Source organism: Streptomyces iranensis, assembly GCF_017874715.1.
GTDB classification, from domain to species: Bacteria; Actinomycetota; Actinomycetes; order Streptomycetales; family Streptomycetaceae; genus Streptomyces; species Streptomyces iranensis.
The window spans coordinates 426,689-448,294 of the sequence record NZ_JAGGLR010000002.1; the positions used below are offsets into that span (position 1 = coordinate 426,689).

The following is a 21,606-nucleotide window of genomic DNA, read 5'->3' on the forward strand; positions in this document are numbered from 1 at the left end:
TTCCGGCTTCTCAGAACTGCAGGGACTGCCGGTGGAGGAACTCCTCGATGCCCGCGGAACCCAGTTCGCGCCCGTACCCGGAGTTCTTCACTCCGCCGAACGGTGCGGCGGGGTTGAAGGCGCCACCGTTGATGTCGACTTGTCCGGTGTGGATACGGCGCGCGACGGTGCGGGCGCGTTCGGCGTCGGCCGACCACACCGCGCCGCCGAGCCCGAAACGGGAATTGTTGGCGATGGCGACCGCCTCTTCCTCATCGCCGTAGCCGATGATGGCGAGCACGGGGCCGAAGATCTCCTCCTGGGCGAGGAAGGAGTCGGGGTCCACATCGGTGAAGATCGTGGGCCGCACGTAGTAACCCGACGTCAGCGCGTCGCCGGCCGGCCGCTCGGGTCCCCCGGCGATGAGCTTCGCGCCATCGGCCAGGCCGGTCTCGATCGCTCGGATCACGCTGTCGCGCTGTCGCGCACTGGCCAGCGGACCGATCCTGGTCCGCTCGTCCGCCGGGTCGCCCGGGGCATAGCGCGCGGCCGCGGCAGTGGCGATCTCCGCTGCCGAAGAGAGCAGCTCGCGGGGCACCAGCATGCGGGTCAGGGCGTTGCAGCTCTGCCCCGAGTTCAGGAAGCAGTTGGCGACACCGACCTTGACGGCCGTGGCGAGGTCGGCGTCGTCGAGGATGACGTTGGCCGACTTGCCACCGAGCTCCAGTGTGACGCGCTTCAGGGTCAGCGCGGCCTGCTGGGCGACAGCGCGCCCGGTCGCCTCTGAACCGGTGAACGACACGGCGTCGATCCCGGGGTGCTCCACGATGGCCTGGCCCACCTCGGGTCCGGCTCCGTTGACGACGTTGAGTACCCCGTCGGGAAGACCCGCCTCTTGCATGATCCGCGCCAGGAGCAACGCGCTCAGCGGAGCGACCTCGCTCGGCTTGAGGACCACCGTGCATCCGGCGGCGATCGCCGGAACGATTTTGCTGACCACCTGGTGGACGGGATAGTTCCAGGGCGTGATGGCCCCGACGACACCAACCGGCACCGCGTAGACGCGAGAGTTGCCGAGCTCGGTCTCGAATTCCATCGACCGCAGCGCACGAGCGGTCTCCCGGACGTCGTGCACCGGCAGTGTTGCGTGCAGTTGGCGGGCCAGTTTGATGGGGGCGCCCAGTTCCTCGGTCACCGTCCGCGCGATCAGCTCCCGCCGTTCCTCCAGGAGATCGGCCAGGCCGTCCAGCACCTGGGCGCGCTCCTCGATGGTCCGGGTCGACCACGAGGAGAACGCGCCGCGGGCAGCGACGACGGCCCGGTGGACATGCGCCGCCCCTCCCGCGGGAACCGAGGCGATCACCTGCTCGGTGGCCGGGTTCTCCACGGGGATCGGCGGTCGTTCATCCGCCTCGTGCTCCCACTCCCCGGCGATGAAGTGTGCGGTCCACTGATGATCCATGCATCCCTCCGGTTGCCACCTGGCGTGTCGCTTTGAACGCCCGCCGCACAGTAGGGGCTAAACGAGCGTTTAGGCAATAGGGTCTCGCCAAAAGCCCTAAACGATCGTTCAGGAGATCGGTGCGCAACCGCTTCGGGAGTGGTGCGTCTGCTACTGTCGGTCGGCACGCCCAAGCGCCCCGTCCGCTGGACCGGGAAAGTCACCGGTCGCAGGGGTACGGGTCGGCTATCGCACGGAAAGGAAGACGCCCCTCGGCGTCAGCGGGGAAAGTCCTTCAGGAAGAGACCGAATCAGCCTGGCCGCCCACCAGCGACAAAGCCAGGAATCCATAACGGTTGGCGATCTCTTCCGGCGAAAGTTCCCCGGCGCTCTTGTACCAGGTGGCAACGGCAGTACACATCGTGACCACGGCTCGGCTGGCCTCCCTGGGCCACGGGGTCAGAAACGCACCGGCCGCGACGCCTTGGACCACCACGGAGTCGAACATGCGCTGCAGCTTGTCACGCTGGGCGATGTTGAGGCGCCGGTTGTCCGGTTCGAGGCTGCGAATCTCGCTGTTCACGAGGAAGCTCGACATCACATCCGACGCGTTCCACAGCACATGGGAGCGCGCGGCCGCGAACAGCTGCGCGGAAGGATCGTCCCCGGCCGCCTCGACGGCCGCCCGGGTGACCTCGATCGACTGCTCCATGAAGCGGCCGATGATGTCCATCAGCAGCTCTTGTTTGGAAGCGTAGTAGTGATACATGGCCGCAGGCGTAGTGCCGGACGCCTTGGCGATATCACGCACCGAGGTGCCATCGTATCCGTGACGGTAAAAACAGGTCAGAGCCGCTTGAAATATAACTTCCTGACCAACGCTATAGCGCGGTGCGGAACTCCGGCCTTGGGGCACTAATTTTGCTCCTCACATATCCCGAATGCGACGGCACTCTACCGTGCCGGAGTCTCGTTCCCTCCGGACAGCAGGGTGTCCAGCATGTACTGGCGCGAGCGTTCGATGCCCTCGAGGGCGACCTGCCTGACCTCGTCCTCCGAGCCCCTCCTGATCGTCTCGACCAACCGTCCGTGGTTGACGCTCGCGTAAGGGGGCCGGCCGAGTTCCCCCCGGAGGTTGAGGAAGCGCTCGATCTCTTCGTGCAGCGTGTTGATCATTGGAATCATCAGTGACACGCGCGCGACCTCGGCGATCGCCACGTGCAGCAGCCGGTTCGCCTCGTTCAGGTCGGGACGTGAGGCGTTCGCCGCCATGGTCGCCGCACTGAGCGCGTCCAGGCGGTCCAGATCTTCGGCGCCGGCTCGCTGTGCGGCGAGCACGGCCGCTTCCGGTTCGAGGAGCCGTCGCAGGCGATAGGTGTCCTGGAGGTCGCCGAGGTCCGTCGGCTTGACGAAGGTGCCGCGCCGCGGGACGACGATGACAAGGCCCTCCCTGCGCAGCGCGTTGATGGCTTCGCGCACCGGGGTCTTGCTCATCCCGTAGCGCTCGGCGAGCCACGCTTCGATGATGACGTCGCCGGGGCGGAGGCGGCATCGGATGATGTCGCGCTTGAGGGACTCGTACGCCTGCTGCGCCATCGACGATCCCGAACTCACAGCACGGCTCCTCTTCCAAGCGCCCGTGTGACGGCCCTCGTCATCCGGCGGCCACCTGCGCGAAGACCTGTTGACATCCGCCTTTCGCAGCGTATCATCCCTGTGAAATATCACAGGGATTGCACGACGGCCGTCCCCGGACGAGTCCCGACTCGTGCCGAACGGAAGCGGAACCCTCCCCGCGAGCACCCAGAGCCGCGTTCACCGCCGACCCGATAAGGCCCCAGATGACGCAACTTCGAAGCAGCAGTCCGCCCGTGGATGGCTCCATGAACCGGTTGTTCCGGGCTCTCAGCGCCTTGGAACGCGCGGGAAACAGGCTTCCCCATCCGTTCTGGCTCTTCTGGATCTTCGTGGCACTGCTCGGTGTGCTCAGCGCCGTGCTGGCCGGGGTGGGCGTGTCCGTCACCCTGCCGTCGACGGGTGACTCCGTCTCGGTCAAGAGCCTGCTCTCGCTTCAGGGAGCCAAGTTCGCCGCGGAGTCCGCGCTGGACAACTTCGCCGGGTTCGCGCCACTGTCGGTCGTCGTAGTGGTTCTTCTCGGCGTCAGCGTCACCGAGAAGAGCGGCCTTCTCACCGCACTTCTCCGCGTCACGATCGGCCGTCTGCCCGTTCGGTGGCTGACCTTCTCCATCGCGTTCGGCTCGATGATCGCGCACGTCATGAGCGACTCGGCCTACATCGTGATGATCCCGCTGGGAGCGCTGGCCTTCCGCACCGTGGGCCGCAGTCCGGTGCTCGGTCTGATGGTCGCCTACGCGTCGACCGCCATCGGCTTCAACGCCAGCCCGCTGGTGACACCGGCCGACGCGGTCAGATCGTCCCTGGCGGCCGAGGCCGCGCACACCGTTGATCCGGGCTACGTCATCACTCCGGTGGCCACCTACTTCTTCACCGCGGTCTCATCGGTGTTCCTCGCCGCCGTCATCGCCCTCACGGTCGACCGCGTCCTGGCCCAGCGGCCGGAGTTCGTGCCCACACCCGAGGACGACGCGGCCGCCGACAGGCTCTTCAACACCACCGCCCACGGCGAGGCACCCCAGCACGGCGGGCCGGCCGGCGAGGCCCCCTCCTCACTCACGCTGAGCGATGTCGAGAAGCGCGCCATGCGGCTGTCCGGCGCGGTGCTCCTGCTCTACGTCCTGGCGGTGTCCGCACTCCTGCTGCCGGGATCCCCGTTCCGCGGCGAGGGCGGCAGCATCGTCCAGTCCGTGGTCGTGGTGAACATCGCCGTGTTCATCTCGCTGCTGTTCGCGATCCTCGGCATCGTCTACGGCAGGCAGGTGGGCACGATCCCCTCACTGTCGTCCGTCCCCTCCGCCATGGCCGACGGGGTGAAGTCCTTCGTCCCCGTGATCGTGCTGTTCTTCGTGGTCTCGCAGTTCCTCGCCTACTTCACCTGGACCGGAATCAGCAATGTGATCACCGTCGAGGGCGCCCGGCTCCTGAAGTCCCTGGACGCGCCCCACCTCATCATCCTGCTCGTGATCATCGTGGCCATCAGCGGACTGAACATCATCATCAGCAGCGGTTCGGCGATGTGGTCCATCCTCGCCCCCGTCGTGGTCCCCCTGGCGATGTACATCGGGCTCTCGCCCCAGGCGGCGATGGTCTCGTTCATGATCGGGGACTCGGTCACCAACACCACGCCCATGAACGCCTACTTCGTCCTGGCCCTGGGATTCCTCCAGCAGTTCCGGAAGGGCGCGGGCATCGGAACCATGCTGTCCTTCACGGTTCCCGTGGCTCTCGCCGTACTCGTCTCGTGGTCGTCCTTCTTCGCCCTCTGGTACGCGCTGGGAATTCCGCTCGGCCCGGGGGTGCCCGTCAGATGACGCCACCACCACGTCAGCACTCGCTCGGCTCGGCACCGCCGAGCTCACTCCCCCACCACTCCGACACGGAAGAGTCACTCACCATGGGCAGCATCGCCATCATCGGCGCGGGCAACGTCGGCCAGGCCATCGCCGGCCACATGTCCTTCAAGGGACACGACGTACGGATCTTCGACCGGTGGGGCCACGATCTTGAACCGATCAAGGCCAACGACGGCATCGACATGACCGGGGACGTGGAGGGCCACGGCACGCCCTCGGTGCTGACGACCGACCTCGGGCAAGCGGTCGGCGGCGCCGAGGTGGTCATCGTCGCCGCGCCCGCCTTTGCGCACGCCTACCTGGCCCGGGAACTCGCGTCCGTCCTCGAGCCGGACCAGCTCGTCCTGTTCCAGCCGGGCGTGCTCGGCAGCGGCGTCGAGCTCGCGCGCATGTTCGCGCTCGCCGGCCGGCGGCCCTGCCTCATCGCGGAGACGCCGACCAGCCTGTACACCTGCCGGCTGCGCCGCCCCGCGCACGTCTACATCGGGGCGATCAAGCACGCCGTCCCACTGGCCGCCGTACCCAACGCGGACACGCCCCGGGCTCTCGGCATCCTGCGGACGTACTTCGGCGACCGGTACGTACCGGGCGAGGACACGCTGACCGTCGGGCTCAACAACTGCAACCCCATCTACCACGTTCCACCGGCGGTGCTGAACTTCAAGACCGTCGAAGACGCCGACTGCCACCCGCTGCACAGCCTGGTGACACCGCGCATCGCCGAGGTCATCGACGCCCTCGACCGCGAACGCCTCGCCCTGGCGGACGCCCTCGGAGTGAAGGCGGCCAGCTTCTGGGACTTCCTCGACACCGCCTACGAGGTGACCGAGGGCAGCTTCGTCGAGCGCATCGTGCAGGGCTACGGCCGTCAGGGATTCCCCGAACCCGACTCGGTCAGGCACCGGTACTTCACCGAGGACATCCCCTTCGGACTGGTCACCTGGAGTTCGCTGGCCGCGCAGATCGGACTCCCCCTGCCCCTGACCGACTCGTTCGTCGCCCTGGGCACAGCCCTGTGCGGACAGGACTTCGTGGCCGGCGGCCGCACGGCGCGGACGCTGGGCCTGCTCGGCTCCGACGTCGACGGCATCCGCGCCGCGTTCATCGACGGCGCGGTGTAGAGCCGTCCGCTGCCCCGGAAGGCATCGCGCCTTCCGGGGCAGCGGACGGACGTCCCGGGCGCCGCGCTCAATCGCGCCGTGCGGAGGACCGGTTCGCGGCGCCGTTGATCACGAACTGCGAGCCGGGCTCCTTCACCACGTCGCCCTGCGCCGAGTCGGTGATCCTCACGTTCGTCAGCGTGGCGTCGCCGCGCGCCCCGCCCATCGCGAGGATTCCGGACCCGTTGTTGGACTTGTCGATGGTGACATTCTCGATCCGGACGCCGGGCATCGCGCCGCCGCCCGTCTTGAACTGGATGCCGTCGTAGGTGGAGTCGTGGATGTCGGTGTCGCGGATCGTGACCCCCGGGATGTCCTGCCCCTGGGCGAACAGGGTGATCGCGCCGAACTCCTGCGCCTCGCCCCAGAACGCGCCGCCCGTGCGGTACAGGCCGTTGTTGGCGATGAGCGTCCTGCCCGAGAAGGGCAGCGGGTCGTGGTCCGTGGCCAGCATGATCCCCGGGTAGTTCATGGTGTCGGAGATCAGGTTGTTCTCGATCGTGTTGCCGTAGCCGCCGTAGACCGCGATGCCGTTGGCCCGCCAGGGCAGTTGGACGGTGTTGTTGCGGAAGTGGTTGTCGTGGCCGATGTCGGCGGAGGTGTCCTTCACATACTTATTGGCCCAGACGGCGAGTGAGTCGTCGCCGGTGTTGCGGAAGGAGGAGTTGTACACGGTCGAGTTGCGGGTGCCGTTGGTGAAATTGACGCCATCGGCGTAGGTGTCGCGGATCCGTACGCCGCTGAACTCGAGTCCGTCACCGGGGCCCCACAGCGCGGGGATGTTGGAGTAGTCGCGGCCGACCCAGGCGCCGACGTTGGCGTGCTCGATCCATACGTTGGTGATCTTGGTGTTCTTGCCGAAGCGGCCATTGAGCCCGACACCGCCCTCTGCGCCGCCGTCGCCGCCGCGGATGGTGCCGGAGCCGAAGATGGCGATGTCGGAGATCTTGGTGTTGTCGTCGATGTCGAAGCCGAAGTTGCCCTCGTGGGGGTGGTTGATGCCGCCCGCCTCCTGCGGCGGGATGAGCGAGTAGAGCTGGGAGTGCCACATCCCGGCACCGCGGATGGTGACGTCCCGGATGCCCATCTGGTTGTACTGGCCCTGGTTCTGCGGGTCATCGGTAAGGATCTTCTTCTCCTGGCGCCACTGGCCCGCGGGGATCCACACGCAGGGGATCGTGCCCTCCTGGTCCGCGGTGACGGCGCGCTGGATGGCGTCCGCGTCGTCGATGCCGTCGCCCGGCACGGCCCCGTAGTCGGTGATGGAGACGCACTCGGCGGGCTTGGACGCCGGTGCCGCGACCTGCTCCAGATCGATCAGGTCGATGATGTAGAAGGCCGCGTCGTCACCGGAATCCCGCTGGAGCCGGAACTTCGTACCCGGCGGGTAGGTGTCGGTGAGCAGGGCGTGGGACTCGTCGAACAGTCTCCGGGCGTCGCCGCCGGGCCGGTTGGTCAGGCCCTCGGGGTCGTCGGTCGTGCCGTAGAGCCAGCTGTGCTTGGAGGACAGGGTGAGCTTGCGGACGAACGTGCCGTCCGCGTAGAGGCTGATGGTCGCCTCCCTGCCACCGCCGGCCGCCGCGTCCGGGATCGAGTTGCGGACGACGATCGAGTTGGACGGCGTGGTCGAGGTGAACTCCACGTACTGACCGCTGGTGTCGAGCCGGACCGATTCGCGCCCGGAGGACTCGGTGGCGAAGTTGGTGTGCCCGAAGGTGCGCTTGGCGTCCGTCTTCAGCAGGGTGCCGTCGTACCGGCCGGCCTCCGCCTCGTACTCGGTGTACGGCACGGCGGCGCCCCGTCCGACGACGAGGGAGCGGGCGAAGGTGTTGTTGTCCTCGTTGGTCTCGGCGACGGTGTCGGTGGCGTCGGCCGTCGCGGTGAGCGTCGCTCCCCCGCTGGTGGCGGTCCAGTCGCCGCCGATGGCCACGGTGTCCGTGCCACCGGCCGGGATGGCACCCGCCGTGCCGTTCAGCGTGGTCCCGCCGACGGTGAACCGGGTGACCGATCCGGCGGGCACCGCGCTCGTACCCCTGTTGTGCACCGCGACGGTGAAGGTGACCTTGGCACCGACGGCCGGGCCGGCGGGGTTGGTGGTGATGCCGGTGACCTCCAGGTCCGGTCCGGGGGCCTGACCGATGACCAGCTTCGAGGCGGCGTTGCGGCTGTTGTTGGTGTTGTCGAGCTCGGGGACCGTGTCGGCCGGGTCGACGACAGCGGAGACGGTGTAGCTGCCCATGGGCCGCTTGCCGACCTTGACCGGCACCTTCAGCGACGCGCCCGGCGCGAGCGCGCCGACGGCCCCGCTTCCGGCGACCGTGCCCTCGATGCTGACGTTCACCGTGGTCGCGGGCGCGGCGGCGGTCCCGGCGTTGCGGACCGTCGTCTCGACGGTGACCGCGTCCGCCTCGGAGGGCGACTCGGGCGACCAGGCGAGTTCGGTGACGGTCAGGTCGGGCGCGGGTGCGGCCGTGCCGACGACCTCGAACTCGGCGACCTGTCCGCCGCCGGCGCCGGTGTTGCCGAAGAACTGCAGGCGTACGTCCCCGTACCGGCCCGTGACCGGGATGGTCACCGTGTTCTTGTTCTGCGACGGGCTGAAGGTGTAGTCGGCCCGGTCCTTCAGCGAGGTGAAGCCGGACTCTCCGGCCGGCCGTCCCAGCACCTGGATGCTCTGCGACCGGGTGGACCAGACGGGGTCGGGGTTCAGCTTGACGACGACGCCGGTCAGATCGGCGTCGGCGCCGAGCTTCGCGGTCAGCGTCGAGGACTGGCCGCTCGCCTCCCAGTATGTGGAGGTGCTGCCGTCGTTGGCGTTGCCCGCGACGTAGTCCTGGGTGTTCGACGACGCCTCGATCGGCTTGCGCAGGGCCAGGTTGGTGCCCGCGGGCGGGTCCCCCGGATTCTCCCCGCCGGCCTTCCCGCGCACCTCCACCTCGGAGAGCTGGGCGGCGTTCCAGCCCGTGTTGCCGGTCACCTGTACGCGCACGTACCGGGCCTCGGCCGTGACGTCGAGCGCCACGGCGTTGCCGGACGACGGCGAGAAGTCCTCGCGCACGTCCGGAACCACGGTGGTGAAGTCCTGGCCGTCGGCGCTGGCCTGGACTCTCACCGCCTCGGTGCGGGACTCCCACGACGCGGGGAGCTTCAGTACCACCTCGTCGAGGTCCGTCCTGCTCCCGAGGTCGACCTGCACCCACTGCGGGAACGAGCCCTCGGGACCCTCCCAGTAGGAGGCCTGGCTGCCGTCGGTGACATTGCTCGCCGGATAGGAGCCGTGGGCCCCACTGGCCGTCACCGGCCTGCCCAGCGCCAGATTCGCTCCGTCCGCGGCCTGGGCTCCCTCTGCCGCATGGGCTGTCACGGGCAGCAGCCCGACCGTGAGCAGACCTGCCGTCACAAGCCCGGCGGATAACCGCCGACCGTGATGTCTTCTTCTCATGAGGCCCTCTCGATCGCCTGGTGGACGATGACGGTGTTCAGCGGGCCCAGACGATGCAGCGGTGGTGCCGAGCCAGCCGCAGTGCGAGAGTTGAGCGATTTCGTCTATCTTTTGCAGCGATGCTTTGACAGATTTCTACCGCTCATCGACTTTGTCAACGACTCGGCGCACGGCGGTACTTGACCGGCAGCGGCAAGAGCGAACCCGGCTCGGGGACGGTCAGGGCAGTACGCCCAGTTCACGGCTGGTGCGGTTGAGCCGCTCACCGCCGTCGTCGGTGCAGATGACGATGTCCTCGATGCGGGCTCCGAACCGGTCGGGAAGATAGATGCCCGGCTCGACGGAGAAGGCCATACCAGGCTCCAGCGGCAGGGCGGAGCCAGCCACGATGTAGGGCTCCTCATGCGTTTCCAGCCCGATGCCATGACCGGTGCGGTGGATGAAGTACGGCCCGAAGCCCGCGTCCGCGATGACATCCCGGCCGATCGCGTCCAGTTGCTCGGCGGTGACACCGGGCCGTACCGCATCGGTCTGGGCACGCTGGGCGGCCAGCAGCACCTCGTACAGCCGTCGGTACTCCGCCGGCGGCTCGCCGACCACGTAATCGCGGGTGGAGTCGGAGCAGTAGCCGTCTTCGGTGGTCCCCCCGATGTCGACCACCACGGGGTCACCGGGCAGGATCACCCGGTCCGACAGCTCATGGTGGGGACTGGCGCCGTGGGGTCCGGAGCCGACGATGACGAAGTCGGCCCGCACATGGCCCTCGGTCACGATGGCGTCCGCGATGTCCCGGCCGACCTCGCGTTCGGTGCGCCCGGCGCGCAGCCACTCGCCCATGCGGGCGTGCACCCGGTCGATGGCCGCCCCCGCCCGGCGCAGCGCCTCGATCTCGGCCTCGGTCTTGCGGATCCGCAGCCGGCCGAGCACCTCTCCGGCGAGTGCCTGGTCGGCGCCGGGCAGCACGGTACGGAAGGCGACGGTCTTCTCGGCCCACATGTGGTTGTCGACGCCGATCCGGGCCATACCGTCGGGCAGCCTGGCCGCGACGAGGGCGTACGGGTCCTCGGTCTCGGCCCATCCGGTGATCTCGATGCCGAGGTTCCCCGCCGGGGACGCGAGCGCGGCCGGCCGCTCCAACTCCGGTACCAGGAGAAAGGGTTCGCCGTCCACGGGGAGCACCAGACAGGTGAGCCGCTCCAGGGGAAGGGCGTGGTAACCCGTCAGATAGCGCAGGTCGGCGCCGGGACTGATCAGCAGCGCGCCCAGGCCCGCGTCGGCAGCGGCCTCCCTGGCGCGCTCGAGACGGTCGGCGGGGTAGAGGTCGGTGGGGATCACAGGCAGTTCTCCATCCTGATGTCGGGCCGGAGCGAGGCAGCGGGCCAGACCATCCTCGACCGGCCAGGGGCTCTCCGGCGACACCATTTTCGCCCGCTTGGCACACTTTTTTAAATCCGACCGGAGCACTAACAGCTAAAGAACTGATTGGCGTACGCAAGCACTCGGTATCGGCCAAATTGGTTCACCGAAAGGCGATCGAGATCCCGGACGTATCGCGTTCAAACATCCCAATCACCTTGAACCAGAACAGACATTGCAGACATTGACGCCACATTTGGCCTGGCGCAGCTAACACGAGGCCTTGCCGGGCGACAAGACCACAATCGCCCCCTGGCGCCACGTAATTCACTAGTCATGAACGCGATCAGCTTAGGCCGAAACTGAGACCCTAAGATCGTTGACCCCCCGAAAGGAGCGCAGTTACCTTAATCAGCGAACCCGATCGGCAAGGAAAACCCTCTGCAGGGTCACGCATTTGCGGGAATGGCCACCAACAATGGGTGGCCAGGGTCGAATTTCGCTGGACTCGCCGCTCCGATATACCGCAGCAAGCGGACGTATGTCGTCGATTTCATCGCGCCGTCGTGGCGTTTCAGGGCCCGGCTAAGCCAATGCAACATCGCCGGCAGTCGGGACGGAGATGAGGGTGATGCACGTGGTGGATTCTGTCTTTGTCATGCCGGGAACGGTCGCTGCCCCGCGCGGAGGCATCCTGTGCGATCTGCACAACCGTTACGAGGCCGTACGTGAAACGCTGTCCCGCATCGACAAGGCAGCCCAGGAAATGGGGCTGCCCAACATCAGTGCCCGGCTTATCGAAGAGAACGAGACAAGCGACCGGCGCGGCCCCGAGGTGCAATATCTGGAGATCTTCGCGGTCAGCATCGCGACGCACCACATGCTGATCGCCGAGGGCGTCAAGCCCACCGCGATCGTCGGTCAGAGCATCGGGGAGCTGTGGGCCCTGGCCGCCGCGGGACATCTGTCCGTGGAGGACGCCGCGCGCCTGGCCGTGGCCCGGTCCCAGGTACTGACCCGGCAGAGCTGGGGCGGAAAGATGCTCGCGGTCGGAGTGGACGGCCGTCGGGCGGAGTCACTCGCCGAGCTGATCAACCATCCCCACCTGGTACTGGCCTGCGAGAACGCCCCCCGGCAGAGCGTCATCAGCGGCCCCGAAGCGTTGATCGAGCATGTGGAGCGGGTGGCCGACGCGCTCGGCTGGCCGAGTCTCCAACTCGACGTCCCGCATCCGACCCATACTCCGGCGATGGCGCAGGCCGCGCGAGACCTGCGGGAATCCGCGCCACGGGTTCCGTACGGCGCCGGGCGCTGGCGGGTGTGCTCGCCATGGCTGGGGCGGGATGTCGGCGACGACGACCCGGTCGATCTGGTCGCCGGCGCGCTCACCTCCCGGGTCCGGATGCTGCACACCATCCGTGAGCTGCACGCGGCCGGCGCCGACGCCTTCGTCGAGTGCGGGGAGTGGCCCGTCGTCACCAAGTTCGTCGAGGCGTCGATCCCCGGGGTGCAGTGTGTCGTCCCGCTGAGCGAGAGCGACCCGGTCGAGGCCGTCCGGGCGCTGGTCGCCGAGTCCACCGGCGGTGGCCCGTTCCGCTCGCGCTTGGCCGCGCCGTCGAGCAACGGGCATGGTCCCGTCGTACGGGTGGGTGAGCCCGCGCCGGCCGGGGCGGTTGCGACACTCCCCGTCACCGATCTGCCGGTACGGGCCGCCGTGTCCGCACAACCCGCGGCCCCTGTGTCCTATGTGGCCCCTGTGTCCCACGTGGCCCCGGTCTCCTCCCCGGCTCCCCCGGCCCCCGCGGCCCCGGCTCCCGCGGCCCCGGCTCCCGCGGCCCCGGCTCCCGCGGTCGCTCCGGTCGCGGTCGCTCCGGTCGCGGCTGCCCCGACCCTCGTCGCCCCGGTCACGGTCGCGCCGGTCGCCCCGCCGTCGTCCGCCGGGTTGGACTACGAAACGGTGCTGGCAGAGTTGCGGACGCTCTACGGCGACTTCCTGGGCTACCCGCCCGATCTGCTCGGTGAGGACGACGGCCTGGAGGCCGAACTGGGTGTGGAGTCGCTCAAGCAGGTCGCCCTGCTCGGGATGGTGTCCGACCGGTACGACCTGCCCGATCTGCGGTCGAATTCCGCTCTGCTGACCGTCGGCACGCTGCGCCGGATCGCGGAGGCCGTCGTGCAGGCCCGAGCGGGGGCTGCCGGACGATGACCTCCACAGAGAACCTGCGGGGTCGGATCGCCCTGGTGACAGGGGCCGCGAAGAGCCTCGGCGCGGACATCGTGCGCCGCCTGGCGGGCAGCGGGGCCCACGTGATCGTCAACTACTTCCACTCGGTCGAACAGGCGAAGCAGCTGCGGGCGGAGCTGGAGCAGGCCGGTCACAGCTGCGAGTTCATCCGCGCCTCAGTGGCCAAGACCAGCGAGATCGACCGGATGTTCGACCTGGTCCAGGAGCGCCACGGTGGCCTGGACATTCTCATCAACAACGCCGCGGGCGGGGCCTTCCTGCCCCTGTTCGACATCGATGACACGTACTGGCAGCGGGCGTGGTCCACCAACGTGATGGCGGCCTACCACTGTTCACGCCGGGCGGCCGAACTGATGGCGGGAAGAGACGGCGCGAGCATCCTCTGCCTCTCCAGCGTCGGTGCGCACCAGCCGGTTCCGGGTTACGGCCCCGGTGGTGTCACCAAGGCGGCCCTGGAGTCGCTGGTCCGCTATCTGGCGCTCGAGCTGGTCGGCCAGGGCATCCGGGTCAACACGGTGCTGCTGGGCTCCGTCGCCAGCGAGATCGTCGTCAACCTCGACGCCCCGGCGGCGACGCCCGGCGGCCCGGCCGAGGCCAGCGAGCTGATGAGCCGTACTCTCTCGACGCCGGAGGCGGCGAAGTTGATCGTCCACCTCCTGCACGAGGACGCCGGATTCATCACCGGGCAGACCATCGTCGCAGACGGCGGCATCAGCATCGGCGGGATGCAGGGCCTGCGGCTGCACAGCAGGCTGGCGGACCGGGTGAGTAGGCCCGCCAGGCGCCAACCGGTGCCCGCGGCGGCGGTGACGACGACGTCGGCCGAGGCGAGCCGACCCGCCCCCGGACAACCGGCGCCCGCATCGGTGACGGCCCCGGCACAGGACCGAGCGCCGGACCCAGCACCGGCCCCAGCACTCGATCAAGCGCCGGAGACGGACCCCGAAGCCGTCGCGGTGGTCGGCCTCGGTCTGGTCCTGCCCGGCGCGAACAATACGGCGGAGTTCTGGGACCGGTTACGGGAGGGCGTCCTGCTCTCCAGCGAGCCGTCCGCCTTCGACCTGAAGCACTTCTGGGCGCCCACCCGGGAGGAGACCGACGCTTTCTACGTTCGCGAGGCCGCGTACGTCCACGGCTTCGTCCCCGACCCCGCCTCGATCGCCGAACCGGACGGGAACGTCGGCCACCCCGGGTGGCCGCGTACCACTCGCTGGCTGCGGCACTGCGCCGTCCAGGCCCTGGCCGGGGTGCACCGGCGCCCGGCGGACCGCTGGCTCGCCACGACCACCGGTATCCACGACCAGACGGGGCTCGGCCCGCAGGGTGTCGTGCTGGGGGACGAGTACCGGCGCATGGTGCGCGAGGCGATCCCCGCCGGCCAGGACGGTGACTGGCTGGCCGAGCTGGCCGACCACGCGATCAGCGCGCACTACGGTGGCGACGGCGGGGATCCGAAGGCCTACCTGCCCGCGTCCGTCTCCCGCGACGCGCTGCGCGGACTGATCCCCGACGACTCGCAGCACCTGACCCTCGACGCGGCCTGTGCCAGCGGGTTGTTCGCTCTGGACGCGGCGGTCAAGGCGCTGCGCGAGGGTTCCTGCGACGTGGCGCTGGCCGGTGGCACCTCGGTGATCGAGCCGATCGGGTTCACCCTCTTCTGCCGGGCCCAGGGCATCTCGATGAGCGGCAAGATACGCCCCTTCGACAAGGCGGCGGACGGAACCCTCATCGGTGAGGGCTCCATCATGCTCACCCTGAAGTCGTACGCGCGGGCCGTGGCGGACGGCGACCGGGTGCTCGGTGTCATCCGGGGCACCGGTCTCGCCGCCGACGGCCGGGGAAAGGGCATTCACGCTCCGGCCACGCGCGGGCAGGAGCTGGCGATCGCGCGGGCCTGGGCCGACGCGGGCGTCGAGGCCGACGACGTGGACTGGGTGGTGGCACACGGCACCGGCACGCCGGTGGGCGACGAGATCGAACTGCGCTCGCTGCTCTCCCGGTTGGGGGCGCGGAAGCGGGCGTGCCTGCTGACATCGAACAAGCAGGTCTTCGGGCACACCGGTGTGCTGGCGGGCCTGGTCTCGGTGGCACACGCGCTGGTCGCTCTCGAACGCGGGGCGGTCCCCGGTCAGCCCGTGGTCACCGATCCGCACCCGCTGCTGGAGGACGGCACGCGGCTGACCGTACCGGTCAGGGACGCGCCCTGGCCGACGGACGGCACACGGCCGCGCGTGGTCGGGGTGTCGTCGTTCGGCCTCGGAGGAGCGGACGCACACGTGGTCCTGTCCGACCGCGTGCCGCGGGCCGCCCCCGCGCGGCGGGGCGGAGAGGCCCCCGCGGACACGGAGCGACTGGTCGTCGTGGGCTGGAACACCCATCTGCCCGGTCTGGACACCGCCCAGGTGCCCGCCTGGCTGAGTGGTGACGGCCCGCCCCCGGAGGCCGGGTTCGGTGTGCCGTACCCCCTGCCGTCCCCGCGTGAGGTGCGCATCCCGCCGCTGACGATGCGGCACATGGACCCCGCCCACCTGATGATGCTCCAGGCCCTCGGCCCGCTGCTGGACCAGCTCGGCGAGCCTGGTGTCAGCCTGCGGCCCACCACGGCGGTGGTCGTGGGAGCGACGCTGCCGACCACGCACAACACCCGGGCCGCGCTGCGGGTGCACGCCGGTGAGTGCGCCACCACCTTCGACATCCTGCCCGACCCGGTACAGGCGCAGACGCTCAAGGAGTACCTCGCGAAGGGGATGGCGGAGGCCAAGGGGGTGATCCCCGGCGATCTGAACGAGGACGACTTCACCGGGGCGGTCTCCTGCATCCTGTCGGGCCGGGCCGCCAACTACTACGACTTCCGGGGTATGGGCACCAGCGTCTACGCCCACCGCGACTCCGCGCACACCGCTCTCGACCTGGCGCTGCGTCAACTCCGGCACCGCGCCTGCGATCTCGCCCTCGTCGGCGCGGTGTGCCAGCGGCCCATCAGCGGCTGGGACCGCCACCTCGACGATCTGGTGCCGGAGGGCCGGTCCATCGCGGAAGGGGCCGCCGTCCTGGCGGTCACCCGGCTCTCCACCGCGCGGGAGCACGGCCTGCCCGTCCTGGGTTCGCTCTCCACCGCGGTCGACACCACCGATCCCGGCCCCCCGGCCACGCCCGGACACGCCCTTCCCGTACTGACCGACGCCGGACACACCTATCTGTCGCTCGACGCCCTGCTGGCGGTCCTCAAGGCCGTCGCCACCGGAGCGGACACCGTCGTGACACCCGCCGCCGCCGGATCACCACCGATCCGGTTCACCCGGCCGGACGGCCCGAACGCCCACGGCCCGGCGCAGGAGGAGGTGGACCGGGCCGAACCGGCCCAGGCCGCAGACGCCGAGGACTTCACCGGTCGCCGCCAGACCCTCCGATTCGTCCCGACGACCCCGCCGCGGAACGGCTCGGCCACCCCATCGATCCCGCCGGGCACCATCGTCATCACCGACGCCCCGGATCTCGCCGCGGCCGCCACCGGCCCGGACATCGCCGTCTGGTCACCGCGGCCGGGCCTCGTAGCCGCCACCCACGTCCCGCCCGAGGAGGCGCCCGGCGCCCTGGCCGGCCTGCCGTTCATCCCGCGCCATATCCGGGTCCTGTCCCGGCTGCCCGCCCTGGACGACGGATGCGTCGACGGATGCGACGACGGGAGCGACCACGGGAGCGACGACGCCGAGGCCGCCCGGATGGAGGACCTTCAGGACCTCACGTTCACCACACTCCAGGCGGCGCTGCCCGCGCTGCGCGCCGGCGGTTCGCTCGGCGCACTCCTGCTCGGCGCGGTGCCGGACGACCTGCCACCCCCGCTGAGCGGACTGTTCACCGGCCTCGTCCGCTCCGTACGGGCCGAGGTCCCGCAGTGCGGCGGGGTGACCCTGCTCAGCGACGCGCCGGACGCCGCGAGCGCCCTGGACCAGCTGGCACGGGCGGGCACCGCCCAGGTGCCGACCCACACCCTGGCCTGCCGCGGGGGCGACTGGTTCACCCTGGCCGTGGCCGACGACCACGCTCCACCGCCCCCGGCGGGAGCCGCCTCGCTGCCGCCCGGCGCGGTCGTGGTCGCCTTCGGCGGCGCCCGGGGCATCACCCCCGAGCTCCTCCACGCGATCGCCCGCACCAGCGACCGGCCGCATGTGTACGTCATCGGCCGCACCCCACTGCCGGAAACCGACGACGCGCTGCCGCCGCAGCCCGAGTTCATCGCCGCCGAACACCGCAGACGCCCCGGCGCGTCGGTGGGCGAGCTGCGCGCCGCCTACGAGAAGGCCGAGGCGCGCCTTGAGGTACGCCGTACGGTGCGCCGGCTGACGGAACTGTGCGGCCAGGACCGTGTCCACCACCGCGTGTGCGACGTCCTCGACGCCGAGGCCACCACCGCCGTCCTCCACGAGGTCGTCGACCGGCACGGACAGATCGACCTGCTCATCAACACCGTCCTCGATCTGCGGTCGCGTGCGCTGCATGCCAAGACCCTGACCGACTTCCGGGCGGTCCGGGCCACCAAGGCGACCGGTTACCGCAATCTGAAGCGGGCCCTGGCCGGGCGTCCGCCCCGGATCTGGTGCAACTTCAGCACCCTGGCGACGCTCGCTCCGGCGCCCGGTGACATCGACTACTGCGCCGTCAACGAGTACCTCGCGTACGCGAGCGCCTGGGCCCAGCGGCACGGACCGGTGGGCCACCAGGAGTTGGCGATCCTCTGGAGCGGCTGGCGGGAGGTCGGCGTCGCCAGCAGCGTCACCATGCGGGAGACCCTCAAACGCAACCAGATGGACGCCTACATCAGCACCGCGCAGGGATGCGCGCAGTTCCTCTCCGCCGTGACCCGGCCACCGGCCGGCGGGGTGGCGTTCTTCATCCGGGAGGACGAACGCGTCCTGCTGGCCCGGCGCGGGATAAGCACCCACGGTTCGCGTGGGATCAGCACCCACGGTTCCTCCGGCGAGCCGCGGATCCCCGCTCCGGAGGCGCCACCGCCCGCCCCGCCGGATCCGTCGCTGACCAGTCCGCTGCTCGACGGTGTCCTGCACCGCGGCAAGAGCTGGGCCGTCTTCACCAAGACCTGGGATCCGCACACCCTCGCCGAGCGGGACGGGCGGTGGATGCGTCACCACCGGGTCAACGGTGAGTACACGCTGGCCGGCACGTTCACCCTCGAAGCCGCGGCCGCCGCGGCCGCGGCCCTCTGTCCCGGCCTCGTGGTCACCGGGTTCCGCGGTCTGATCTGCCGGACGTCGATCACGGTCAGGCTCGCCGGACCGCGGCGCACCGTCGCGGTGGAGGCCCGGGTCACGAGCCGGAGGCGCGACGGCGCCGAGGTGGCCGTCAGGATGACGGCGCACCGGATCGGCAAGAACGGCAAGGTGCTGCGCTTCAACGACCTGCTGTGCGAGACGACGGTCGTACTGGCGGACCGCTACCCCGTGCTCGCCGGACCGCCCGACTGTTCGTCCCACGTCCCCGAACCCGATTTCGCGATGCCGGTCTACTCCCCCGACCCGCCGATCTCGCTCACCGGCCCGTTCGCCGGGACCAGCGATTACGCCCGCGGGCCGGACGGGAACAGCGCCAGGTTCGGTCTGGACCACGCCGCCTGGGCTCCGGCCCTGGCGGGGATGACCGTACCGGCGATCCTGCTGGACGCGATGGTGCACCTGTTGCTGCTGCCACCGCGCGGTGACCACCCGCCCCTGGTCGGCCCGATGGCCGGCCTCGACGAGGTCGAGCTCGGCGGGCCGGGCAACGATTGCCTGCTCAGCGCGGAGCACCCGGCCATCCGGCTGCACTGCGACTACGCCACCGGGGACCTGACCGCCGTGACCGGTCACGGCCGGGTGCTGGCCCGTATCACCGGGGTCACCGCACACGCCCTGGACCACAGCGGAGAGCTGGTCAGGCCCCGCGCCCGCGTTCCCCAGTCGCCCCTCTCGTGACAGGAGGCAGCAGTGTTGTGGCAGGACATCACGATCGCCGGGACCGGTGCCTGGATACCCCCCATCAGGCCCGAGCAGAAGCCGCGGGGCGGACCGGGCACCGGGCAGCCCTCCATGATGGCGCTCAACGGATTCACCTCGGCCGCCGTCTCGAAGGACGACACGGCCACGCGGATGGCGGCCCGAGCCGGCCTCAAGGCGCTGCGCCACGCGGACGTGGCCAGTGCCGACTTGAGTCTGCTCGTGCACGCCGGCTTCCAGGACGGGGACCACTACACGCCCTCGGCCTACCTGATGCGGGTGCTCGGGGGAAGGGACACCGCCGGGATCGAGGTCGGTGCCGCGAGTGACGGCGGGGCCGCCGCGCTCGTCGCCGCGGCCGACCACCTCGCCGCCCGGCCGGACGCGAAGGCCGCGCTGGTCACCACCGGTGCCCGGTTCCCGGATGAACGGTGGGGCCATTCCCGGGAGTTGGGCTATGTGGCCGGTGACGCCGGCGCCGCCGCCGTCCTCACCCGGGGGACGGGCTTCGCCCGCCTGGTGGCGACCGCCCATGCTACGGAGTCGCAGCTGGAGGGGCAGACCCGGACCAGGGAGGGCTACACCGGTGTCGCCCGGCGGTCCCCCGTCGAGGAGACCGGGTTCATGCCCCATATCGACGTGCTGCAGCGGGCCACCCACCGCTGTATCGAGACCGTCCTCGACGAGGCCGCCGTGAAACCGGCGGACATCGCGCACGTGGTGCCCATCGCGATCGGGTCGGTCGTGCTCGACATGCTGCTCACCGGCTCACCGCTCGGCCTCCGCGCGGACGACACCAGCTGGATCTACGGCCGGCACCTCGGCCACGCGGGCCCGTCCGACGTCCTGCTCGCCCTCGACCGGACGTTCCGCTCCGGCACGCTGCGGGCCGGGGAGCGCGTCCTCGTCGTGAGCTTCGGGGTCGGCTTCCGCTGGACCACCGCACTGCTCGAGGTCACCCGCGATCCCGTCGCCCCGGCACCGGCCGGTCGCTCACAAACAGAAGGAGGTTGTCCATGACGGACACGAGTACGGCGACCGCCGCGTCGGTGCCGCTGGCGCCGCGGGCCCTGCCGCTGCTGGGCCACGCACTGCCCCTGCTCCGCGATCCGCTGGCGTTCATCATGTCCCTGTCCGGGTACCGCGAGATGGTCCGCGTCCGGCTGGGCCCGAGTACCGCCATGATGATCTGCGATCCGGACCTGACCCGGCAGGTGTTCCTGAACGACCGTGTCTTCGACAAGGGCGGCCCGATCTACGACCGGATCCGCGAGGTCATCGGCGACGGCCTGTCCACCTGCCCGTACCCCCTGCACCGGCGGCAGCGGCGGCTGTGCCAGCCGTCGTTCCACCCCACCCGGCTCGCCGGGTACGGGGCGGTGTTCGCCCGTGCGGCCGAGGTGAAGGCGGCATCCTGGCGCGACGGCGACGTCCTCGACATCACCCAGGAAATGATGACGCTGACGACGCGCGCCACCATGGAGACGATGTTCAGCGGCTCGCTGCCGGCGGAGACCATGCGGCGGGCCCTTGCCGACACCTCCACCATCGTGACCGCGTTCTTCCGCCGGATGATGACACCGGCCCTGCTGCGCCGGGTGCCGACTCCGCGGAAGCGGCGGTACGACCAGGCCCGTAACCGGCTGGCGGCCACCATCGCGGAGATCATCGCCGAGCGGCGTGCCGATCCGACCGACCATGCCGACCTGCTCTCCACGCTGGTCGGGGCGGTCGACGAGGAGAGCCAGGGCGGCCAGAAGCGACTGAGCGACACCGAACTGGCGGACGAGGCCCTCACGTTCTTCCTCGGCGGGATGGAGACCACGGCCATCACCCTGGCCTGGGCGCTGCACCTGCTCGCCACGAACCCGGACGTCCAGCACCGTCTCCAGGCCGAGACCCGTCAGGTCCTGGCCGGTGGGAAGGTCGATCCCGCGCATCTGCCCTCGCTCGACCTGGCCGCCCGGGTGGTGACCGAGACGCTGCGGCTGTATCCGCCCGCCTGGATGATGACCCGCGCGGTCCGGCAGGACACCGAACTCGGCGGGGTGCGGCTCAAGGGCGGCAGCACCATCGTGCTCAGCCCGTACCTCCTGCACCGCCGGCCCGACCTCTACCCCGAGCCCGACCGGTTCGACCCGGACCGCTGGGTCGGCGGTCAGCCCGACCGGGCCGCCTACATCCCGTTCGGCGCCGGGGCGCGCAAGTGCATCGGGGACCAGTTCGCCCTCACCGAGGCCATCCTGGCCCTCACCGCCATCGTGGCCCGCTGGGAGCTGACCCCCGTCGGCGACCAGCCGTTCCGGCCCAAGGTGGAGACCAGCCTGAGTTCGCGCGGGCTGCGCCTGCGGATCAGCGAGCGGCGGGCGAGCGGCACCGGCGACGCCGAACTGCGCGCGGCCACACCGCGGTCCGCATCCGCCCAGCCATCCGCATCCGCATCCGCACCCGCCCAGCCGTCCACGCCACCGGGCACCGGCGGCTGCCCGGTGAAGCACTAGG

At 70.1% G+C, this 21,606-nt stretch carries 11 protein-coding genes; 6 read left to right on the forward strand and 5 right to left on the reverse strand.

The features are described 5' to 3' along the window. Positions 1–10: 10 nt before the first annotated feature. The 3 genes from J2Z30_RS05555 to J2Z30_RS05565 form a co-directional block, all read right to left on the reverse strand. Complete coding sequence (locus J2Z30_RS05555; RefSeq protein ID WP_044578487.1) at positions 11–1,441, reverse strand: aldehyde dehydrogenase family protein; 1,431 nt, start codon at positions 1,439–1,441, stop codon at positions 11–13. 274 nt (positions 1,442–1,715) lie between these two features. Next, a complete protein-coding gene (locus J2Z30_RS05560) occupies positions 1,716–2,336 on the reverse strand; it encodes a TetR/AcrR family transcriptional regulator (RefSeq protein WP_044578484.1) in 621 nt (206 codons plus the stop codon). 38 nt (positions 2,337–2,374) lie between these two features. Continuing rightward, positions 2,375–3,016 carry a GntR family transcriptional regulator gene (locus J2Z30_RS05565; RefSeq protein ID WP_052701703.1) on the reverse strand — a complete coding sequence of 214 codons (642 nt, stop codon included), beginning with the start codon at positions 3,014–3,016 and terminating at the stop codon, positions 2,375–2,377. A gap of 287 nt (positions 3,017–3,303) precedes the next feature. Here J2Z30_RS05565 and J2Z30_RS05570 point away from each other — a divergent pair, with 287 nt between their 5' ends. Next, on the forward strand, positions 3,304–4,869 hold the full coding sequence (locus J2Z30_RS05570) for an AbgT family transporter (protein WP_052701702.1): 1,566 nt from the start codon (positions 3,304–3,306) through the stop codon (positions 4,867–4,869). Between the two features lie 83 nt (positions 4,870–4,952). Continuing rightward, a complete protein-coding gene (locus tag J2Z30_RS05575) occupies positions 4,953–6,032 on the forward strand; it encodes an NAD/NADP octopine/nopaline dehydrogenase family protein (protein WP_044578478.1) in 1,080 nt (359 codons plus the stop codon). A 67-nt stretch (positions 6,033–6,099) separates the two neighbouring features. Here the strand turns inward: J2Z30_RS05575 and J2Z30_RS05580 are convergent, their stop codons facing one another. Together J2Z30_RS05580 and J2Z30_RS05585 are read right to left on the reverse strand one after the other, a co-directional pair. Continuing rightward, a complete protein-coding gene (locus tag J2Z30_RS05580; RefSeq protein WP_044578475.1) occupies positions 6,100–9,513 on the reverse strand; it encodes a CARDB domain-containing protein in 3,414 nt (1,137 codons plus the stop codon). 219 nt (positions 9,514–9,732) lie between these two features. Then, a complete protein-coding gene (locus tag J2Z30_RS05585) occupies positions 9,733–10,848 on the reverse strand; it encodes a M24 family metallopeptidase (RefSeq protein WP_044578473.1) in 1,116 nt (371 codons plus the stop codon). Positions 10,849–11,527: 679 nt separating this feature from the next. Between J2Z30_RS05585 and J2Z30_RS05590 the strand changes: the two genes are divergently transcribed. Genes J2Z30_RS05590 through J2Z30_RS05605 form a run of 4 tightly spaced genes read left to right on the forward strand, consistent with a single transcriptional unit; the run spans position 11,528 to position 21,605 of the window. Further along, positions 11,528–13,075, forward strand: coding sequence for an acyltransferase domain-containing protein (locus J2Z30_RS05590; RefSeq protein ID WP_209468566.1), 1,548 nt, complete (start codon positions 11,528–11,530; stop codon positions 13,073–13,075). Continuing rightward, on the forward strand, positions 13,072–19,083 hold the full coding sequence (locus J2Z30_RS05595) for an SDR family oxidoreductase (protein WP_044578466.1): 6,012 nt from the start codon (positions 13,072–13,074) through the stop codon (positions 19,081–19,083). Before J2Z30_RS05590 ends, J2Z30_RS05595 begins: the two co-directional genes overlap by 4 nt. 12 nt (positions 19,084–19,095) lie before the next feature. Beyond that, positions 19,096–20,124 (forward strand): 3-oxoacyl-[acyl-carrier-protein] synthase III C-terminal domain-containing protein, encoded by a 1,029-nt coding sequence (locus J2Z30_RS05600; RefSeq protein ID WP_044578463.1) that lies wholly within the window; start codon positions 19,096–19,098, stop codon positions 20,122–20,124. Continuing rightward, positions 20,121–21,605: a cytochrome P450 gene (locus tag J2Z30_RS05605; protein ID WP_044578460.1), complete on the forward strand. Its 1,485-nt coding sequence runs from the start codon at positions 20,121–20,123 to the stop codon at positions 21,603–21,605. The genes J2Z30_RS05600 and J2Z30_RS05605 overlap by 4 nt, the downstream gene beginning before the upstream one ends. Position 21,606: the final 1 nt, after the last annotated feature.

Coding starts and splice junctions, on each gene's coding strand:
- J2Z30_RS05555 (WP_044578487.1), bottom strand. CDS start 1,441: ATGGATCATCAGTGGACCGCACACTTCATCGCCGGGGAGTGGGAGCAC.
- J2Z30_RS05565 (WP_052701703.1), bottom strand. CDS start 3,016: ATGGCGCAGCAGGCGTACGAGTCCCTCAAGCGCGACATCATCCGATGC.
- J2Z30_RS05570 (WP_052701702.1), top strand. CDS start 3,304: ATGAACCGGTTGTTCCGGGCTCTCAGCGCCTTGGAACGCGCGGGAAAC.
- J2Z30_RS05575 (WP_044578478.1), top strand. CDS start 4,953: ATGGGCAGCATCGCCATCATCGGCGCGGGCAACGTCGGCCAGGCCATC.
- J2Z30_RS05580 (WP_044578475.1), bottom strand. CDS start 9,513: ATGAGAAGAAGACATCACGGTCGGCGGTTATCCGCCGGGCTTGTGACG.
- J2Z30_RS05590 (WP_209468566.1), top strand. CDS start 11,528: ATGCCGGGAACGGTCGCTGCCCCGCGCGGAGGCATCCTGTGCGATCTG.
- J2Z30_RS05595 (WP_044578466.1), top strand. CDS start 13,072: ATGACCTCCACAGAGAACCTGCGGGGTCGGATCGCCCTGGTGACAGGG.
- J2Z30_RS05605 (WP_044578460.1), top strand. CDS start 20,121: ATGACGGACACGAGTACGGCGACCGCCGCGTCGGTGCCGCTGGCGCCG.